15 protein-coding genes are annotated in these 17,320 nt (G+C 60.1%); 7 read left to right on the top strand and 8 right to left on the bottom strand.

Annotation, left to right across the window (positions count from 1 at the left end):
- Nucleotides 1-120 precede the first annotated feature (120 nt).
- The 7 genes from glpE to AACY11_RS20040 all read right to left on the bottom strand — a co-directional run bounded on the left by glpE (nucleotide 121) and on the right by AACY11_RS20040 (nucleotide 7,770).
- Nucleotides 121-450 (bottom strand): thiosulfate sulfurtransferase GlpE, encoded by a 330-nt coding sequence (gene glpE, locus AACY11_RS20070; protein WP_339464439.1) that lies wholly within the window; start codon nucleotides 448-450, stop codon nucleotides 121-123.
- Nucleotides 451-483: 33 nt separating this feature from the next.
- Nucleotides 484-1,365: a symmetrical bis(5'-nucleosyl)-tetraphosphatase gene (locus AACY11_RS20065; protein ID WP_339495582.1), complete on the bottom strand. Its 882-nt coding sequence runs from the start codon at nucleotides 1,363-1,365 to the stop codon at nucleotides 484-486.
- The gene (apaG, locus tag AACY11_RS20060) at nucleotides 1,365-1,745 is read right to left on the bottom strand and encodes a Co2+/Mg2+ efflux protein ApaG (protein WP_221731101.1); all 381 of its coding nucleotides are present in this window, start codon (nucleotides 1,743-1,745) and stop codon (nucleotides 1,365-1,367) included. Before apaG ends, AACY11_RS20065 begins: the two co-directional genes overlap by 1 nt.
- A gap of 113 nt (nucleotides 1,746-1,858) precedes the next feature.
- Entirely contained in the window at nucleotides 1,859-2,677 is an 819-nt protein-coding gene (rsmA, locus tag AACY11_RS20055; RefSeq protein ID WP_339495581.1) for a 16S rRNA (adenine(1518)-N(6)/adenine(1519)-N(6))-dimethyltransferase RsmA, read from the bottom strand.
- On the bottom strand, nucleotides 2,674-3,663 hold the full coding sequence (pdxA, locus tag AACY11_RS20050) for a 4-hydroxythreonine-4-phosphate dehydrogenase PdxA (RefSeq protein ID WP_339495580.1): 990 nt from the start codon (nucleotides 3,661-3,663) through the stop codon (nucleotides 2,674-2,676). Before pdxA ends, rsmA begins: the two co-directional genes overlap by 4 nt.
- The gene (surA, locus tag AACY11_RS20045) at nucleotides 3,660-4,976 is read right to left on the bottom strand and encodes a peptidylprolyl isomerase SurA (protein WP_401138670.1); all 1,317 of its coding nucleotides are present in this window, start codon (nucleotides 4,974-4,976) and stop codon (nucleotides 3,660-3,662) included. Before surA ends, pdxA begins: the two co-directional genes overlap by 4 nt.
- Nucleotides 4,957-7,770, bottom strand: a complete 2,814-nt coding sequence (locus tag AACY11_RS20040) for an LPS-assembly protein LptD (RefSeq protein ID WP_339495579.1) — start codon at nucleotides 7,768-7,770, stop codon at nucleotides 4,957-4,959. The genes surA and AACY11_RS20040 overlap by 20 nt, the downstream gene beginning before the upstream one ends.
- Before the next feature lie 130 nt (nucleotides 7,771-7,900).
- On the opposite strand from AACY11_RS20040, the gene AACY11_RS20035 reads away from it, so the two are divergent.
- From AACY11_RS20035 to AACY11_RS20025, 3 genes are read left to right on the top strand one after another with little or no spacing between them, the layout of a single operon-like run.
- The gene (locus AACY11_RS20035; protein ID WP_339433307.1) at nucleotides 7,901-8,920 is read left to right on the top strand and encodes an aminoglycoside phosphotransferase family protein; all 1,020 of its coding nucleotides are present in this window, start codon (nucleotides 7,901-7,903) and stop codon (nucleotides 8,918-8,920) included.
- The gene (gene murU / locus AACY11_RS20030) at nucleotides 8,917-9,588 is read left to right on the top strand and encodes an N-acetylmuramate alpha-1-phosphate uridylyltransferase MurU (RefSeq protein WP_339433308.1); all 672 of its coding nucleotides are present in this window, start codon (nucleotides 8,917-8,919) and stop codon (nucleotides 9,586-9,588) included. Before AACY11_RS20035 ends, murU begins: the two co-directional genes overlap by 4 nt.
- A gap of 1 nt (nucleotide 9,589) precedes the next feature.
- The gene (locus AACY11_RS20025; protein ID WP_339495578.1) at nucleotides 9,590-10,357 is read left to right on the top strand and encodes a TerB family tellurite resistance protein; all 768 of its coding nucleotides are present in this window, start codon (nucleotides 9,590-9,592) and stop codon (nucleotides 10,355-10,357) included.
- Between the two features lie 134 nt (nucleotides 10,358-10,491).
- On the opposite strand, the gene AACY11_RS20020 is transcribed toward AACY11_RS20025, so the two are convergent.
- Nucleotides 10,492-11,481, bottom strand: a complete 990-nt coding sequence (locus AACY11_RS20020; RefSeq protein WP_339433310.1) for an alpha/beta hydrolase family protein — start codon at nucleotides 11,479-11,481, stop codon at nucleotides 10,492-10,494.
- 73 nt (nucleotides 11,482-11,554) lie between these two features.
- Here AACY11_RS20020 and AACY11_RS20015 point away from each other — a divergent pair, with 73 nt between their 5' ends.
- The 4 genes from AACY11_RS20015 to AACY11_RS20000 all read left to right on the top strand — a co-directional run bounded on the left by AACY11_RS20015 (nucleotide 11,555) and on the right by AACY11_RS20000 (nucleotide 17,170).
- Nucleotides 11,555-13,951 carry a PAS domain-containing sensor histidine kinase gene (locus AACY11_RS20015; RefSeq protein WP_339495577.1) on the top strand — a complete coding sequence of 799 codons (2,397 nt, stop codon included), beginning with the start codon at nucleotides 11,555-11,557 and terminating at the stop codon, nucleotides 13,949-13,951.
- Between the two features lie 18 nt (nucleotides 13,952-13,969).
- Nucleotides 13,970-14,599, top strand: a complete 630-nt coding sequence (locus tag AACY11_RS20010; protein WP_008085218.1) for a response regulator — start codon at nucleotides 13,970-13,972, stop codon at nucleotides 14,597-14,599.
- 354 nt (nucleotides 14,600-14,953) lie between these two features.
- Nucleotides 14,954-16,078, top strand: coding sequence for an ABC transporter ATP-binding protein (locus AACY11_RS20005; protein WP_339433312.1), 1,125 nt, complete (start codon nucleotides 14,954-14,956; stop codon nucleotides 16,076-16,078).
- A 48-nt stretch (nucleotides 16,079-16,126) separates the two neighbouring features.
- Nucleotides 16,127-17,170, top strand: a complete 1,044-nt coding sequence (locus AACY11_RS20000; RefSeq protein WP_221731090.1) for an ABC transporter substrate-binding protein — start codon at nucleotides 16,127-16,129, stop codon at nucleotides 17,168-17,170.
- The last annotated feature ends 150 nt before the right edge of the window (nucleotides 17,171-17,320 follow it).

Here is a 17,320-nt window from a genome sequence, read left to right as displayed (position 1 = left end):
TGGGCTTAAGGATAGTTGGGAATTCGGGAGGTAAAGGCGAGATACGTAATTATGTGTGGCAGACCGTTTGTCTGCCCAGCGCGGGCCCACGGCAGCCGGGGCTCGCGCCTGACAAAAAAATTATTGCGCGCAGCTTTGAGCGGTTTCTGCAGGATAAGTCGTACGCCATAGCTCGAAGCCGCCGTCCATGCTGTAGACGTCGGAGAAGCCCTGGCTGATCAGGTACGCTGCTGCGCTCTGGCTGGAATTACCGTGATAGCAGACCACTACCAGTGGTGCGTCGAGGTCGGCGTTACGGATGAAATCGGCGATGGAATGGTTGTCCATATGTTGGGAGCCGGCAATGTGCAGCGCGGCGTAGGTTTGCGGGTCGCGGACGTCGATCACGACGGCGCCTTTCTCGCGCAGGGCCTGGGCTTGTTCCGGGGGGATTCGTTTGACTTCGCTCATGGCGGGTTCCTGTAGCTCGGCTGAATACGCAGTCTAGCGTGGTGTGCTGACTGGCGAGGTGTTGAGGGTAAGTGGTGCGACTGACGGCAGGACGCCACCGTGTTCGTCGCATTTGCATGACAGGCGTTCACCGCTGTCGACGTTCATCAGGGTCAGGCTGCCACCCCACACGCAACCGGTGTCGAGCGCTGCGATGCCCGGTTCGCTGACCTGGCCTTCGAGGGCGGCCCAGTGACCGAAGATGATCCGCAAGCCGCGGGTCTTGCGCTCCTTGTGCAGGAACCACGGTTTATAGCCCGGCGGTGCGGTATCGAGGCCTTCCTTGCTCTTGAGGTCAAGTTTGCCTTCGGCGGTGCAGAAACGCATGCGGGTGAAATAGTTGGTGATCACGCGCAGGCGAGGTACACCTTGCAGGTCGCTGTCCCATTTTGCCGGCTCGTTGCCGTACATGCCGTCGAGATAAAGCGGCAGCAGATTATCGTCACGCAGCGCCGCTTCGGCTTCGGCGGCCAGCTTCAAGGCTTTGCGCAGCGACCATTGCGGCGGTATGCCGGCATGCACCATGGCGACGTCACGTTGTTCGTCGTAGTGCATGAGCTTTTGCTGGCGCAGCCACTCAAGCAAGTCGGCGGCGTCGGGTGCGTCGAGAATCTCGCGCAGGGTGTCGGATTTCTTCAGGCGTTCGATGTTTTTTGCGGCGGCCAGCAGGTGCAGGTCATGATTGCCGAGCACACAGACCAGTGACTCGCGCATGCCATATAGAAATCGCAGGGTTTGCAGCGACTGTGGGCCGCGGTTGACCAGGTCACCTGCCAGCCACAGCCGATCGATCGCCGGATCGAACGCGACCTGCTTGAGCAGGCACTTGAGCGGTTCGAGGCAGCCCTGCAGGTCGCCGACGGCATACGTGGCCATCAGTGCAGCGCTCCGGGAACGGCGAGACGAAAGGGTTTGATGATCGCGTCGAAATGCTTGCCGTCGTCGGCGACCATTTCGTAGGTGCCTTGCATGGTGCCAACCTTGGTGGTCATTACCGTGCCGCTGCTGTAGGTGTGGCTTTCGCCTGCATCGATCAACGGTTGCTGACCCACGACACCTGCACCGCGCACTTCTTCGACGTGCCCGTCTCCGTCGGTGATGACCCAGTGTCGCGACATCAGTCGCGCCGGCTTGTCGCCGTTGTTCTGTACGGTGATGGTGTAGGCGAAGGCAAAGCGGTCGTGCTCGGGTTGCGATTGGTCTGCCAGATAGTGGGTAACCACGCTGACATCGACCTGGTAACGGGAATCGGACATGCAAAAGGCCTTAAACGAAGCGGAACGCGGGGCGTAGCTGATGGGGAATCAGTCTAGGCAAGTATCGGGCAGTAAACCAGAGTGGCGTCCTGCCCGATAGCGTTCATCACTTGTCAGTCGGCGGCGGGCGTCTCTGGGGCTTGCTCGCTGAGCTTGTCGGCCAGGCGCACGAAGGCGGCCAGATCCAGTTGCTCGGGGCGCAGGCTGCCATCGACACCGGCGGCTTCGATCTCGGCAGACGTCATCAATTGCTTGAGCGTGTTGCGCAGGGTCTTGCGGCGCTGGTTGAAGGCTTCGCGCACAACGCGCTCCAGCAGGCGATGATCCTTGGCCGGGTGCGGCAGTACCGCGTGCGGGACCAGACGGACGATAGCCGAGTCGACTTTCGGCGGTGGGTTGAACGCTCCCGGGCCGACGTTGAACAGGTGTTCCACGCGGCAGTGGTACTGAACCATGATCGACAGGCGACCCCAATCACCGCCACCAGGACCCGCTGCCAGTCGCTCGACAACTTCCTTTTGCAGCATGAAGTGCATGTCGCGAATGATGCCGGCGTTGCTCAGCAGGTGGAAAATCAGTGGCGTAGAGATGTTGTAAGGCAGGTTGCCGACTACGCGCAGGCTGTTCGGCGTGGCGTTGAGCGTATTGAAGTCGAACTTCAGCGCATCGCCTTGATGCAGGTTGAAGTTGCTCTTGCCGGCGAACTGCTGGTTGAGGATCGGGATCAGGTCCTTGTCCAACTCCACGACGTCAAGTTGTGCGCCGGAGTTGAGCAGGCCGGCGGTCAGCGCGCCCTGGCCCGGGCCGATTTCCAGCAGGCGGTCTTCGGACTTGGCGCTGATGGAGCGCAGGATGCGGTCGATAACGCCGGCATCGTGCAGGAAGTTCTGGCCAAAGCGTTTGCGCGCCTTGTGTTGGTATTGCTCGGTCATAAACGGGTCTCGGCCATCTGGTAGGCGGTTTCCAGGGCGACTTGCAGGCTGCCGGTATCGATCTTGCCGCTGCCGGCCAGATCCAGGGCGGTGCCGTGGTCGACCGAAGTGCGGATGATCGGCAGGCCGAGGGTCACGTTGACGGCGGCGCCGAAGCCTTTGTACTTCAGTACGGGCAAGCCCTGGTCGTGGTACATCGCCAGCACTGCGTCGCAGTGCTCCAGATATTTGGGGGTAAACAGAGTGTCGGCAGGCAGCGGGCCACGAAGGTCCATGCCCTCGCCGCGCAGGCGCTCTAATGTGGGTTCGATGATGTCGATTTCTTCATGGCCCAGGTGTCCGCCTTCACCGGCGTGCGGGTTGAGCCCGCACACCAGAATGCGTGGCCGGGCGATGCCGAATTTGTCTTGCAGGTCGGCGTGCAGAATCCGCGTGACCCGCTCCAGTCGTTGCGGCGTGATCGCATCGGCAACCTCGCGCAGGGGCAGGTGAGTGGTGACCAGTGCCACGCGCAAACCGCGTGTGGCAAGCATCATCACCACTTGCGCGGTGTGGGTCAGATCGGCGAGAAATTCCGTGTGTCCGGAGAACGCGATGCCTGACTCATTGATCACGCCTTTGTGTACTGGCGCGGTGATCATCCCGGCGAATTCGCCGTTCAGGCAGCCATTGCCAGCGCGGGTCAGGGTTTCGAGGACGAAGGCCGCGTTGGCCTTGTCCAGTTGCCCGGTCACCACGGGGGCGCTGAGCGGCGTATCCCAGACGTAAAGGCTATGTTCAGGTGCGGGCGCATCTGGCCATTGACCGGGCGCAACATCCAGCAGATTGACGGCCAGCCCCAGCTGCGCGGCCCGCTCAAGGAGCAGGCCGCGGCTGGTGATGGCAATCAGGGGGTGAGGCTGGGCTTGCGAGGCGAGCAGCAGGCACAGGTCGGGACCGATGCCGGCTGGTTCGCCGGGTGTCAGCGCGAAACGCTTGGGTTTCACTGCGCTGCCTGGTCTGCACCAGGAAGTTTGATCTCTACGTACGCTTCGTCACGGATCTGACGCAGCCAGGTTTGCAGCTCTTCGTCGTATTTGCGATTACGCAATACCGTCATGGCTTGCTGCTCGCGGGCTTGTTCAGTGCTGTCAGTGGCGCGACGGCCAAGGACTTCCAGAACGTGCCAGCCGTATTGGGTCTTGAATGGCTTGGACAGCTGACCTTGAGGGGTCTTGGCCATTACTTCGCGGAATTCCGGAACCAGTACGTTCGGGTCGATCCAGTTCAGGTCGCCGCCGTTGAGGGCCGAACCCGGGTCTTCGGAGTAGCTTTTCGCCAGGGTGGCGAAATCTTCACCGGCCAGAATCCGCTCGTACAGCGATTGAACCAAGGCCTTGGTCTTGGCTTCGTCGCGGATCGGGCTTGGCTTGACCAGGATGTGGCGCACATGCACTTCATCGCGGGTTTGAGTTTCGCCACCACGCTTGGCCAGCAACTTCAGGATGATGAAGCCACCTGGCGTGCGTGCAGGCTGAGTCACGTCGCCGACGGCCATGCTGCTCAACTCGCGATCGAACGGAGGTGGCAACTGCGCGGCTTTACGCCAGCCCATGTCGCCGCCTTCCAGTGCGTTGTCGCTGGCGGATTTGGCGACGGCCAATTGACCGAAGTCGGCGCCTTGCTTGAGCTGCTGGTAAATCTCCATGGCCTGACGCGCGGCATTCTGAATCGCTTCAGAGTTGGCGCTTTCCGGGGTCGGAATCAGGATGTTGGCCAGGTGCAGTTCTTCGGACAATTGCATCTTGCCCAGGTCGGAGGCGAGGAAGTTCTTCACTTCCTGTTCCGACACCTGAATGCGTTCTGCTACACGGCGCTGACGTACACGGCTGATGATCATTTCGCGACGGATCTGGTCGCGGGCGTCGTCGTAAGACAGGCCGTCGTGAGCCAGAGCAGCACGGAATTGATCCACCGTCATGTTGTTGCGCTGGGCAATGGTGCCAACAGCCTGGTTCAGTTCTTCATCGGTAATGCGGATACCGGAACGTTCGCCGATCTGCAATTGCAGGTTCTCGACGATCAGGCGTTCGAGCACCTGCTGATCCAGTACGCCTGGAGGCGGCAAACCGCCCCCACGCTTGGCGATGGTCTGCTGAACTTCGTGGACACGCTGATCCAGTTGGCTCTGCATGACCACGTCGCTGTCGACGATCGCTACCACTTTATCGATGGGCTGTACTGCAGCATTCGCCGCAGTACCCAGGAACAGCGCGCCCAGCACAAGCGGGCGCAGACAATCAGAAAGCTTGGTCTTCACGTTCACGATAACCTTGAATGCCTTTGTCGAGGAAGCTCTCTACCTTGGCGCCAGTGAGGCCACCGAGTCCCTTCAGAACAATTTGGAGGAAGACGCCATGGTCGCCTTTTTCGTTTTCCGGTGCGTTCTGACTGAACTCGTCATAGGAAACCCAGTAACGGTTGATCAGGCGCAGTTTCCAGCAGCAGTTGTCGTACTCGAAACCACCGAAGGCTTCCAGGGTACGGTTACGGTTGTAGTCATACTGCCAGCGGCTGATGGCGTTCCACTGCGGCACGATCGGCCAGATCACCGAGAAGTCGTGCTGTTTGATTTTGTAGTAGTCCTTCACGTAGCCAGGCTGGCCTGGAGTGCCGTAGTCACCACCACCCACCGACCATTTACCGGTGTTCTGGTCGTAGCGAACCTGGTCATTGCGATAGCGATAGCCGGCGTTGATGACCTTGTTCGGGTTGTCTTCAGGCTGGTAGTGGAACATTGCACTGCCGGAACGTGGGCTGCGGCTGTCCGGATCCCAGTTGTAATCGGCCGTGGTGCGCCAATCACGGTTCCAGCGGTATTCGTATTCCAGTGCATATGGCGAAACGTTGGATTTCGCGTCATCACGGGTTTTTGCATCGATGCCCGGCAATTGGACTTCGCGATCCTTGAAGTACAGGGCCTGGCCGACGCTGATGCGTTGACGCTCGAAACCATTGTCTTCGATCCAGCGGCTGGTTACGCCCAGCGACAGTTTGTTCTCGTCGCCGACACGGTCGGAGCCGGAGAAACGGTTGTCACGGAACAGCGACGCGTAGTTGAAGGTGTATTCGCTGGTGTCGAACACCGGAATGTCCTTCTGATCTTCCTCAGGAACGTAGAGGTAGAACAGGCGCGGTTCCAGGGTCTGGCGGTAGTTCTTGCCAAAGAACGACGTGTTACGGTCGAAGTACAGGCCGCTGTCGATGCTGGCGATTGGCACGCCGCGGTTCTGGTTGCTGCCGAAGGTGCCACCGACGTATCTGGTGCCATTACGCGCTGCGGCTGCCTGTTGGTCAATGATGCCTTGTTTACCGGTACCGTCCAGATCCAATTGATACTGGGTGTACTGGTACTTGAGCGATGGCTTCAGGAAGCCATAGGTCCAGTTCATCGGGAGGCTGACACCCGGCTTGAGGTTCAGACGGTCGCCGTTGGCACGGGCCAAGCCAGTTACGTTATTGTCCAGTCGCCGTTCAACAGTGCCGTCCTCGTTTGTGAAATTGCCATTTTGCAGATCACGATCAAACCGAACAAGCTCGGTCTCGTAATCGAAATTCAAACCTTGCGGGTGATACGGCAGCTGACCATTGAAGGTGATCTGCGGCAAACGATCATACGGCGTGATGTTCGAAACGGTTGCCAACTGATACGCCTGAGCGTTCAACCGCGCGGTATAGCTGTCGCCACGATAGGTAACCGCGCCCTGCTGGTTCACGTAGTCGCTGGATTTCACACCAATCTGATCGGTCTGCAGATCCTGGAAGTAATACGGATCGCTGATCTTGGTGTAGTCAACTTCAGTGAGCACGCGGGAGTCGAGACCGCCCTTGTGCTGCCAGTTGTACATGTATCGGGTTTTTTCGTAATCGGTCTGCTTGCTGCGTTCGGTGTCGTCATCGTTCAGGTACGCAGCGCCGAACTGGCCTTCGCTGGACTTGGTCAGATAACGGAACTCACCTTCCACCAACATGCCACGCTTGCTCATGTAACGTGGATACAACGTGGCGTCGTAATTAGGCGCCAGGTTGAAGTAGTACGGCGTTACCAGCATGAAGCCGGTGTCGCTGCCGGTGCCGATGGTCGGCGGCAGGAAGCCCGACTGGCGACGGTCATCGATCGGGAAGTAGATGTACGGCGTGTACAGGATCGGAATGTCTTTGACGCGCAACGTCACGTTGGTCGCGGTACCGAAGCCGGTGGCCGGGTTCAGGGTGATGTTGTTGCCCTTGAGCTGCCAGGCGTTGCTGTTCGGTTCGCACGTGGTGTACGTGCCGTCCTTCAAGCGGATGATCGCGTTTTCGGCACGCTTGGCGTACAGCGCGTTACCGCGAATGCGCGATTTGTGCATCACGTATTCGGCGTTGTCGACCTTGGCTTCGCCAGTGTCGAGCTGCACATCGGCGTGGTCGCCAACGATCAGCGCGCCGTTGTCACGGATACGCACGTCGCCACTGAGCTCGGCGCGGCTCTCGGCCTGATACAGGCTGGCCTCGTCGGACTCGACCTGCATGCTGCCCTGACGCAGGACGACATCACCGGCCAGCGTACCGACTTGATCATCGGTGTTATAGCGAGAGGCTTTTGCGCCGATAAAGGTCGGAGCATCGCTTTTATTCGTCTTGTCATTCATGCCAGGACGAATCGGCTCGATATAAGCACCTGAGCAATATGGACCGGTCTCGGCCAATTGGGCGGCGGTGAGCTTCTCGCGCGCAACCCAGTCGAGGTGACTGAAGTCTTCGCTACGGGATTTCAAACCGCGGCCCTTGGCTTCGGTGACCAGCACGGGCTTGGCGCCAGTGTCGGTGGTCGAACCGTTCTGTGCCGGGGCTTCGCCGGTGGCGCTGACGGCACTGCCGTCATGCACCGGACGCGGCGGCAATGCAGCGGCCGGCGTCTTGGGCGAACAGTCCCAGGCACCCGTAGCCGATACAGAGCAGTCATACTGCTCGGCGGCGACAACGAATTGACTGGCCAGAGGTTGCATAGCCAGCAGACTGCCGGTTACCAACAACGGAAATTTTTTACGAAACGCGGGGGATTTCAATGCCATCTTATTAGTCCGGGCTTCCTGCGTGCCATCTGCCCGCGGTGTGGGCCGCACGCCTCTCGATGGTCTGAAAAAGATGCTGGATAATAAAGCATGACCCGCTTGACGGCTAGCGCCGTCGGAGACCCTTGCAATGCCTGACCAAGATGTACGCTTGCAACACCTGAAACTTTGGCTCGATGAGCAGTTGGCAAACCTTTTTGCAGATCAGGGTTGGGGCGCCGTGCCCCCGGCCACGTTGACCGCGGCCAGTAGCGACGCGAGTTTTCGCCGTTACTTCCGTTGGGAGGGCGCGGGTCGCAGCTTCGTCGTCATGGACGCGCCGCCCCCCCAGGAAAACTGCAAACCGTTCGTGGATATCGCCTTTTTGCTGGCGAAATCCGGAATAAATGTGCCGAAAATTTATGCAGAAGACCTCGAACGCGGATTTCTTTTGCTCAATGACCTGGGCAACAAGACCTATCTGGACGTGATCGACACTGAAAATGCCGACGCATTGTTCAACGATGCCCTGCAAGCATTGCTGGCTTTTCAGCAGTTGCCGATGGTTGCGCCGTTGCCCAGTTATGACGTTGCTTTACTGCGCCGCGAGCTGGAACTGTTCCCTGAGTGGTACGTGAAGCGTGAACTCGGTGTCGAGTTCGATGCGACTCAGCAACAACAGTGGCAGCAGGTCAGCGATCTGTTGATCAATAGCGCCCTGGCCCAGCCAAAAGTGCTGGTGCACCGCGACTACATGCCGCGCAATCTGATGCTCAGCGAGCCAAATCCCGGTGTGCTTGATTTCCAGGATGCGGTGTATGGCCCCGTGACCTACGACGTGACCTGTCTGTTCAAGGACGCCTTCCTCAGTTGGCCTGAGGAGCGCGTACACGGATGGCTGGAGCGTTACTGGCAGCAAGCCTCGGTGCTGAACATCCCGGTGCAGCCAGATTTTCAAGACTTCCTGCGCGCCAGCGACCTGATGGGTGTGCAGCGTCACCTGAAAGTCATCGGCATCTTCGCGCGCATCTGCCATCGCGACGGCAAGCCGCGTTATCTGGCCGATGTACCGCGCTTCTTCTCTTATATAGAGGCGGTGATCGCTCGTCGTCCTGAGCTGGCGGAACTGCAAGCGCTGTTCACCAGTCTGCGTGGTGGAGCGACGGCATGAAGGCAATGATTCTGGCAGCAGGCAAAGGTGAGCGCATGCGCCCGCTGACCCTGACCACGCCCAAACCGCTGGTGCGTGCCGGCGGCGTCCCGTTGATCGAATATCACCTGCGCGCCCTCGCAGCAGCCGGATTCAACGAGATCGTGATCAATCACGCCTGGCTGGGTCAGCAGATCGAGGATTACCTGGGCGATGGCTCGCAGTTTGGGGTGAGCATTCAGTACTCGCCGGAAGGCGAGCCGCTGGAAACCGGCGGCGGTATTTTCCGGGCGCTGCCGTTGCTCGGTGACGACGCGTTTCTGGTGGTCAACGGTGACATCTGGACCGATTACGACTTCAGCGTGCTGCACCAACCGATCCCCGGTCTGGCGCATCTGGTGCTGGCGGACAATCCGGCGCATCACCCTGCCGGTGATTTCTCACTGGTTGACGGGCAAGTGATTGATGGCCAGGCGGATGCCGCGACGCTGACTTACAGCGGCATCGCCGTGCTCCATCCGCAACTGTTCGAGGGTTGTGCACACGGCGCCTTCAAACTGGCGCCGTTGCTGCGCAAGGCCATGTCTGAAGGCGAGGTTACTGGCGAGCGACTCAAGGGCCATTGGGTTGATGTCGGCACGCACGAGCGTCTGGCCGAAGCTCAAACCTTGATAGAAGCGAGTCGCTGATATGTTGTGGCCAGGGACTCTGATTGGAGCCGGAGCGGGTTTTGCTATCGCCAGCATTCCGGGGGCCATGCTTGGGGCGTTGTTGGGGCAGGCGCTGGATCGGCGCCTGCACTTGCAGAGCTGGGGGCATCTGCGGGAAAAACTCGGTGGTCGGTCGGTGTTGCGCAACGACGAATTGTTGTTTGTGTTGCTCGGGCGTCTGGCCAAGAGTGATGGCCGGGTCACGGACGGGCATATTCAGCAGGCGCGCAACGAGATGCGAGCGCTGGAAATGAGCGACCCGGCGATGCGTCGGGCGATTGCGGCGTTCAATCGCGGCAAGTCCGGCAGTGATCGTCTGCGCGGCTATCTTCGGCGTTTGAGTGCGCAGCCGCACGCGGCCGAAGGCGTATTGCGTGCGTGTTGTCGGATGGTCTGGGCCGACGGTCGAGCTGGCGTCAGTGAGCGGGAGTTGCTGGCGCAGTGGGGTAAATGGCTGGGCTGGACGACGCATCAGGTGCAGGCACTGGCCAGTGATTACGAGCCCGGCAAGCGGCCAATCGTCAGTGCGGCGGTGAGCTATCAGGAAGCGATGCGTCTGCTGGGTGTTTCGGTGTCCAGCGAGCCGGCGCAGATCAAACGGGCTTATCGACGTTTGCTCAGTCGGCATCATCCGGACAAGATTGCCGGCAGCGGTGCGACACCGGCACAGGTGCGTGAAGCGACCGAGAAAACCCGCGATTTGCACAACGCCTACACGTTGATTCGGGAACGGCGGGATTTTCGTTAGGCACTAGATGGGTGTTGTTAGCACTTGCCTCTTTGCGAGCAAGCCCGCTCCCACATTCGATCGCGTTTGTTCAGTTGAAATGCAATCAAGTGTGGGAGCGGGCTTGCTCGCGAATGGGGCAACTCGGCGCTGGATCAGTCCGGGTTCTGCGGATTCAACCAACCACGCACCCGGCGGAACAATTGTTCCTGCTCTGCCTTGTTGTCCGGCAGTGCCTTGAGTGCGACTTGGCTGAACGCCGAAGTCTTCAAACGCTTGCTCGCCTGCATCCGTTCCAGCGCCGCATGGCGATCCAGCGGTTTGTCCATGTAGAAAATATCAGCGGTCGGCAACTTCAGCATGGGCGTGAGTTCGGCCAGTGGTGGTTTGGCCTTGGTCGGGACCTGCGCATCGACCATGACAAACTTCTCGACCTGCGCCGTTTGCTTCTCGCTCAAATAACGCGCTGCCCAGTAGGCCCCCGTGCCGTGACCGAGCACCACGATACGGCGTGCGCTCTGCTGTTCGGCGTAGGCAATGGCTGCGTCGATGCGCGCGAAGATGCGTTCGGCATCCGCTTTGGCTTGTTCTTCCGTTGTTTCGGCCACCACCTGATCGGCCACCTCCGCTTCACCGCCAGCCGCTTGTTCGATCGGTTGCGCAGTGGTGGCATCCTTGCTGCCACTTTCGGGGGCTTTCGCTGGTGCCGCCGCTTCGATCACGCGCGGTGCGATGACATCGCTTTGCAGGTCGGGCAGGGTGATGCTCAGGCTGCTCCATTCGACGTCCGGCAATTTTTGCCGTAACGGGCCGATTGCCTGAGGCCAGTCAGCTGTTTCGCCCGCGCCGGGGATGATAATCACCGCGCCTTTGGGTTCGGCGGTATTGGCCGGTTTCCACAGGGCAAGGAAGGTCTCGCTGCCAGCCTGCAATTGTTGCTGTTCTTGCGTCGGGACGATACGTTCCAGTGCCGCCGCCTCTTCCTGACTACGCTCAAGCAGTGGCTGACGTTCGACGGGTTTTTCTTCAGCGGGTTGGGCCGACGTGGTGGCAGGCGCCGGATCGGCCGCTTCGACGGAAAACGCACAAGGCAGGATCAGCGACAGGCACAATGCTGGCATTGCCAGGCGGTAGACAGAGGGCATCGGTTATTCCAGGCCAGAAAGTATCCCGGCAGCCTAATGGGTTGGTCAGAATTTGTCAGTGTATGGGGCTTCAATGAAGCGATTTTGCTGCCTGTGGGTTATCGGCTGTTTGTGGTTTCCCTTGATGGGCTGGGCCGCGCCTGCGCCACCGGCACACGTTGCACAATTGTCAGAGGGCCAGCAGCAATGGTTGGCGCAACACCATGAACTGCGTGTCGGTCTGGTGTTGCAGGCGCCCTTTGCGCAGTACGACCGACGCTTGCAGCGCCTGTCCGGGGCCAACGTCGAGTTGATGAAATGGCTGGCCCGGGCTCTTAATATCGAGTTGAGCTGGCGTAATTTTCAGGATCTGGCGCAATTGGAAACCGCTTTGCGCGACGGCGAGATCGACATCGCCCCGGGCCTGACCCAGACGCCGAGTGCCCTGCGTCTGTGGAAGTTTTCCGATCCATACATGCGTGTCCCGCAACTGGTGGTCAGCGATCAAAAGTCCAGCGGAGCAGTGGATCTGGAAAAAATCGACAGCCAGACTCGCGTCGCCATCCGCATGCCGAGTGCCACCGCCGACTATCTGCGCAGCAACTATCCCCATCTGAATCTGCAAGGCGTGCCGCTGGAGCGTCAGGCGTTGCAGTTGCTGCTGAGTCAGCAGGCCTCTTACGCGGTGATTGATGAGGCACAACTCGGTCGGTTGTCGGCCGAGCCCGAGTTTGCCGAACTGGTGGTGGTCGGTGATGTGGGCCTGCCGCAATTGCTGCGAGTCGCCTCACGTCGCGATTGGCCGGAACTGGCGGGCATTGTCCAGAGTGCCTTGAACGCAATCCCGGCCAGGGATCTGGAGCGCCTGCACAATCAATGGCTGCAACCCAAATACCCGCGACTGACGGAGTCGCCGGGGTTCTGGCAGAACCTCAGTCTGTTGTTCGCGGTGATGCTGCTCAGTTGCGCGGCGATTGTGTTCTGGCAGCGGCGCCAGCAACAGAGCCTTGAGCAACGTCTGCTCGCCGCACGGGAAGACATCGCCCTGCGCGCAGCCAGCGAAGAGGCGTTGCGCCTGACGCAGTTCTCCATCGATCAAAGTACAGTCGGCATCCTTTGGGTCAACTGGGACAGTCATGTTCGCTATGCCAACCGCGCGGCGGAAAACATGCTCGGCTACCCCTCTGGCGCACTCATCGAACGACCGCTGATCGACTTCGAACCGGGTCTGCACATGGACCGCTGGCTCAGCCTGTGGAAGCGCGCGCGGACCAGTGAAGAAGGCCCGCTGAGCTTCGAAACCAGTTGCGTGCGCGCCGATGGCAGCATCCTGCCGGCTGACGTATCGCTGAGCTTTCTGCGTTTTCGCGAGAGTGAATATCTGGTGGTTTACCTCACCGATGTCACGGAACGCCGTCGCGCGTTGGCGGCGTTGCAGGAAAGTGAGGCAAGGCTGCAGGGGATCGCCGCCAATGTACCGGGGCTGGTGTTCCGTCTGGAGCGGGCGCCAGTGACCGGGCAGATCGACTTTGCCTATATCAGCGAGGGCAGCGAAAGTCTGGTCGGTTACGCGCCGGCGGCGATTGCCCATCGCGACATGGGCCTGCGCAGTCTGGTGCACCCGGACGACAAGGCCGGTTATCACCGCACGCAGGATCACGCGCTGGATACCGACAGCGATTGGTCGTGGCAGGGGCGAATCCTCACGCGCCAGGGTGAGCAGCGTTGGGCCGAGATCAAGGCGATCACCCGTCAGTTGGAGGATGGCGCCTATGTCTGGGACGGCATCGTCTGGGACATCACCGAGAGCAAGCGCATCGAACTGGAACTGGCGGCATCGCGTGAGCAACTGCGTGAACTGTCGGCGCACCTTGAAAGTGTCCGCGAAGAAGAGAAGGCGCGCATTGCTCGTGAGGTTCACGATGAATTGGGGCAGATGCTGACGGTGCTCAAACTCGAAACATCGATGTGCGAACTGGCTTACGCGCAACTGGACCCAGGGCTGAATGAGCGATTGAACAGCATGAAACGCCTGATCGCCCAATTGTTCCAGTTGGTGCGCGATGTGGCGACGGCGCTACGGCCGCCGATTCTGGATGCCGGGATCGCTTCGGCGATTGAATGGCAGGCCCGCCGATTCGAAGCGCGCACGCAAATTCCGTGTCTGGTGCAGGTGCCGGATAATCTGCCGGCGCTGAGCGATGCCAAGGCGATTGGCTTGTTCCGTATCCTGCAGGAAGCGTTGACCAACGTGATGCGCCATGCTCAGGCGCATACTGTGGAGCTGACGCTGGCGCTGGAAGGCGACGAATTGTGTCTGACGGTCAGCGATGATGGCGTAGGCTTTGTCGCCCCTACGGGCAGGGCGACGTCGTTTGGTCTGGTCGGCATGCGTGAGCGGGTGCTGATCATGGGCGGGCGCTTGGCGCTTGAGAGTGAGCCGGGGGAGGGCACCAGTCTGAATGTTTGGGTGCCGGTGGATGAGGTTTGACTGAATCTGGAGAAGAACGTGATCCGAGTACTGGTAGCCGAAGACCACACCATTGTCCGAGAAGGCATCAAGCAATTGATTGGCCTGGCCAAGGACCTGCAAGTGGTGGGGGAGGCGAGCAATGGTGAGCAACTGCTTGAAACCCTGCGTCATGTGCCGTGCGAAGTGGTGTTGCTGGACATCTCCATGCCTGGGGTCAACGGCCTTGAGGCGATCCCGCGAATCCGTGCGCTGAACAATCCGCCGGCCATTCTGGTGTTGTCGATGCACGACGAAGCACAAATGGCGGCACGGGCATTGAAGGTCGGAGCGGCCGGCTACGCGACCAAGGACAGCGATCCGGCGCTGTTGCTGACCGCCATTCGCAAAGTCGCGGCGGGCGGGCGCTACATCGATCCGGATCTGGCTGATCGGATGGTCTTCGAGGTTGGCCTGACTGATGCGCGACCGTTGCACTCTTTGTTGTCGGAGCGCGAATTCTCGGTGTTCGAGCGCTTGGCGCAAGGCGCCAACGTCAACGACATCGCCCAGCAACTGGCCCTGAGCAGCAAGACCATCAGCACGCACAAGGCGCGGTTGATGCAGAAACTCAACATTACTTCGCTGGCCGAACTGGTCAAATACGCGATGGAACACAAACTCCTCTGAAGATCACCGCAATCAAAAACGGTGGGAGGGGGCTTGCTCCCGAATACGGTGTATCAGCCGCCAACTAAGTTGGATGACCCACTGCATTCGGGAGCAAGCCCCCTCCCACATGGAATCTTCACTGTGTTCCGGATTGTGGGCATATCCGTTAGCGACAGCGGCTAGTGCCTGCTCTGTTGGCTCGCAGCTTGTCGCTCGCGGCTGCCTTGTCCAAACGCGCCATCCTTGTAGGGCAATCCCTACCCCCAACCTTCCATCCGGCTGAGGCGATTCTCTCCTGCGCCCCGATTTGCGTGCCTGTCAGCAGCCACTAGGCTTAACCCACAAGCAGTCATCAACAACAAAGGTGCGGGTATGAGCCAGGTCGATTCAAACGCAGGGGCCAGTGATGTGTTGGTCAGCTTTCGTGGAGTGCAGAAGAGCTACGACGGCGAGAACCTGATCGTCAAAGACCTCAACGTGGACATTCGCAAAGGCGAGTTCCTGACCCTGCTCGGGCCGTCCGGCTCCGGCAAGACCACCAGCCTGATGATGCTCGCCGGTTTTGAAACACCGACGGCCGGGGAAATCCTTCTGGACGGGCGTGCGATCAACAACGTACCGCCGCACAAGCGCGACATCGGCATGGTGTTCCAGAACTACGCACTGTTCCCGCACATGACCGTGGCCGAGAACCTTGCGTTCCCGCTGACCGTGCGCGGCCTGAACAAGAGCGACGTCGGCGACAAGGTCAAGAAAGTCTTGAGCATGGTTCAGCTCGACGCGTTCGCCTCACGCTATCCGGCACAGTTGTCCGGTGGCCAGCAACAGCGTGTGGCACTGGCTCGTGCGTTGGTGTTCGAACCGCAACTGGTACTGATGGACGAACCGCTCGGCGCCCTCGACAAACAACTGCGTGAACACATGCAGATGGAAATCAAGCACCTGCACCAGCGGCTCGGCGTGACCGTGGTCTACGTGACCCACGACCAGGGCGAAGCCCTGACCATGTCCGACCGCGTTGCGGTATTCCATCAGGGCGAAATTCAGCAGATCGCGCCGCCACGCGCCCTCTACGAAGAGCCGAAGAACACCTTTGTCGCCAACTTCATTGGCGAGAACAACCGCCTCAACGGCCGCTTGCTCAGCCAGAACGGCGAGCGCTGCGTGGTCGAACTCGGTCGTGGCGAGAAGGTCGAGGCGCTGGCGGTCAACGTCGGCCAGACCGGCGAACCGGTGACTTTGTCGATCCGCCCCGAGCGCGTCAGCCTCAACGGTTCGAGCGACCAATGCGTCAACCGCTTCTCAGGGAGGGTGGCGGAATTCATCTATCTGGGCGACCACGTCCGGGTGCGCCTGGAAGTCTGCGGCAAGACCGACTTCTTCGTGAAACAACCGATTGCCGAGCTCGATCCCGGGCTCACTGTCGGTGACGTGGTTCCGCTTGGCTGGCAGGTCGAGCACGTACGCGCGCTTGATCCTCTTTTAGAGGCGAACTGATCGCCCCGGCACTACCAACACCAACCCTGCACGTGGAGAGAACAATAAATGTTGAGATCCCTGAAGTTCACCGCCCTGACCCTGGGCCTGATGGGTGCGGCAAGCGCAATGGCCGCTGGCCCGGATTTGACCGTGGTGTCGTTTGGCGGGGCGAACAAGGCGGCGCAAGTCAAAGCCTTCTATGCACCGTGGGAAGCGGCGGGCAACGGCAAGATCATTGCCGGCGAGTACAACGGCGAAATGGCCAAGGTCAAAGCCATGGTCGATACCAAGAGCGTGTCGTGGGACCTGGTCGAGGTTGAATCGCCAGAACTGTCCCGTGGTTGCGACGAAGACATGTTCGAGCCACTGGACCCCGCGTTGTTCGGCAAGAGCGAAGACTACGTCAAAGGGGCGATCCAGCCTTGCGGCGTGGGTTTCTTCGTTTGGTCGACCGTACTGGCGTACAACGCCGACAAGCTGAAAACCGCGCCAACCAGTTGGGCTGATTTCTGGGACACCAAGAAATTCCCGGGCAAGCGTGGCCTGCGTAAAGGCGCCAAGTACACCCTCGAATTCGCCTTGATGGCCGATGGCGTTGCGCCGAAGGACGTCTACAAAGTGCTGGCCGGCAAGGATGGTCAGGACCGCGCGTTCAAGAAACTCGATGAGCTCAAACCCAGCATTCAGTGGTGGGAAGCCGGCGCTCAACCGCCGCAATACCTTGCTTCCGGCGACGTGGTCATGAGCTCGGCCTACAACGGTCGCATCGCTGCCGTGCAGAAAGAGTCCAACCTCCAAGTGGTCTGGAACGGCGGCATCTACGACTTCGACGCCTGGGCCATCCCGAAAGGTCTGGACGCCAAGCGTGCCGAAGCGGCGAAGAAGTTCATCGCCTACTCGGTGCAGCCGCAGCAGCAGAAGACGTACTCGGAAAACATCGCCTACGGCCCGGCCAACACCCAAGCCGTACCGCTGCTGTCCAAGGATGTTCTGAAAGACATGCCGACCACCCCGGAAAACATCGCCAACCAGGTGCAGATCGACGTCAGTTTCTGGGCTGACAACGGCGAGCAACTGGAACAGCGTTTCAACGCCTGGGCGGCGAAGTAACCCGAGGGCTCGCCCTCCTGTGGGAGCGGGCTTGCTCGCGAAAGCGCCAGTACATTCAACATTGATGTCGACTGACACGCCGCCTTCGCGAGCAAGTCGAATCGTCGCACCGTCGCCCCCACATTTGGATCTGTGTGCATCAATCGATCG

This window comes from Pseudomonas sp. RA_105y_Pfl2_P56, assembly GCF_963970845.1.
GTDB classification, from domain to species: Bacteria; Pseudomonadota; Gammaproteobacteria; order Pseudomonadales; family Pseudomonadaceae; genus Aquipseudomonas; species Aquipseudomonas baetica_A.
The sequence above is the reverse complement of the archived record's forward strand: the minus strand, read 5'-3'. Positions and strand labels throughout refer to the sequence as shown.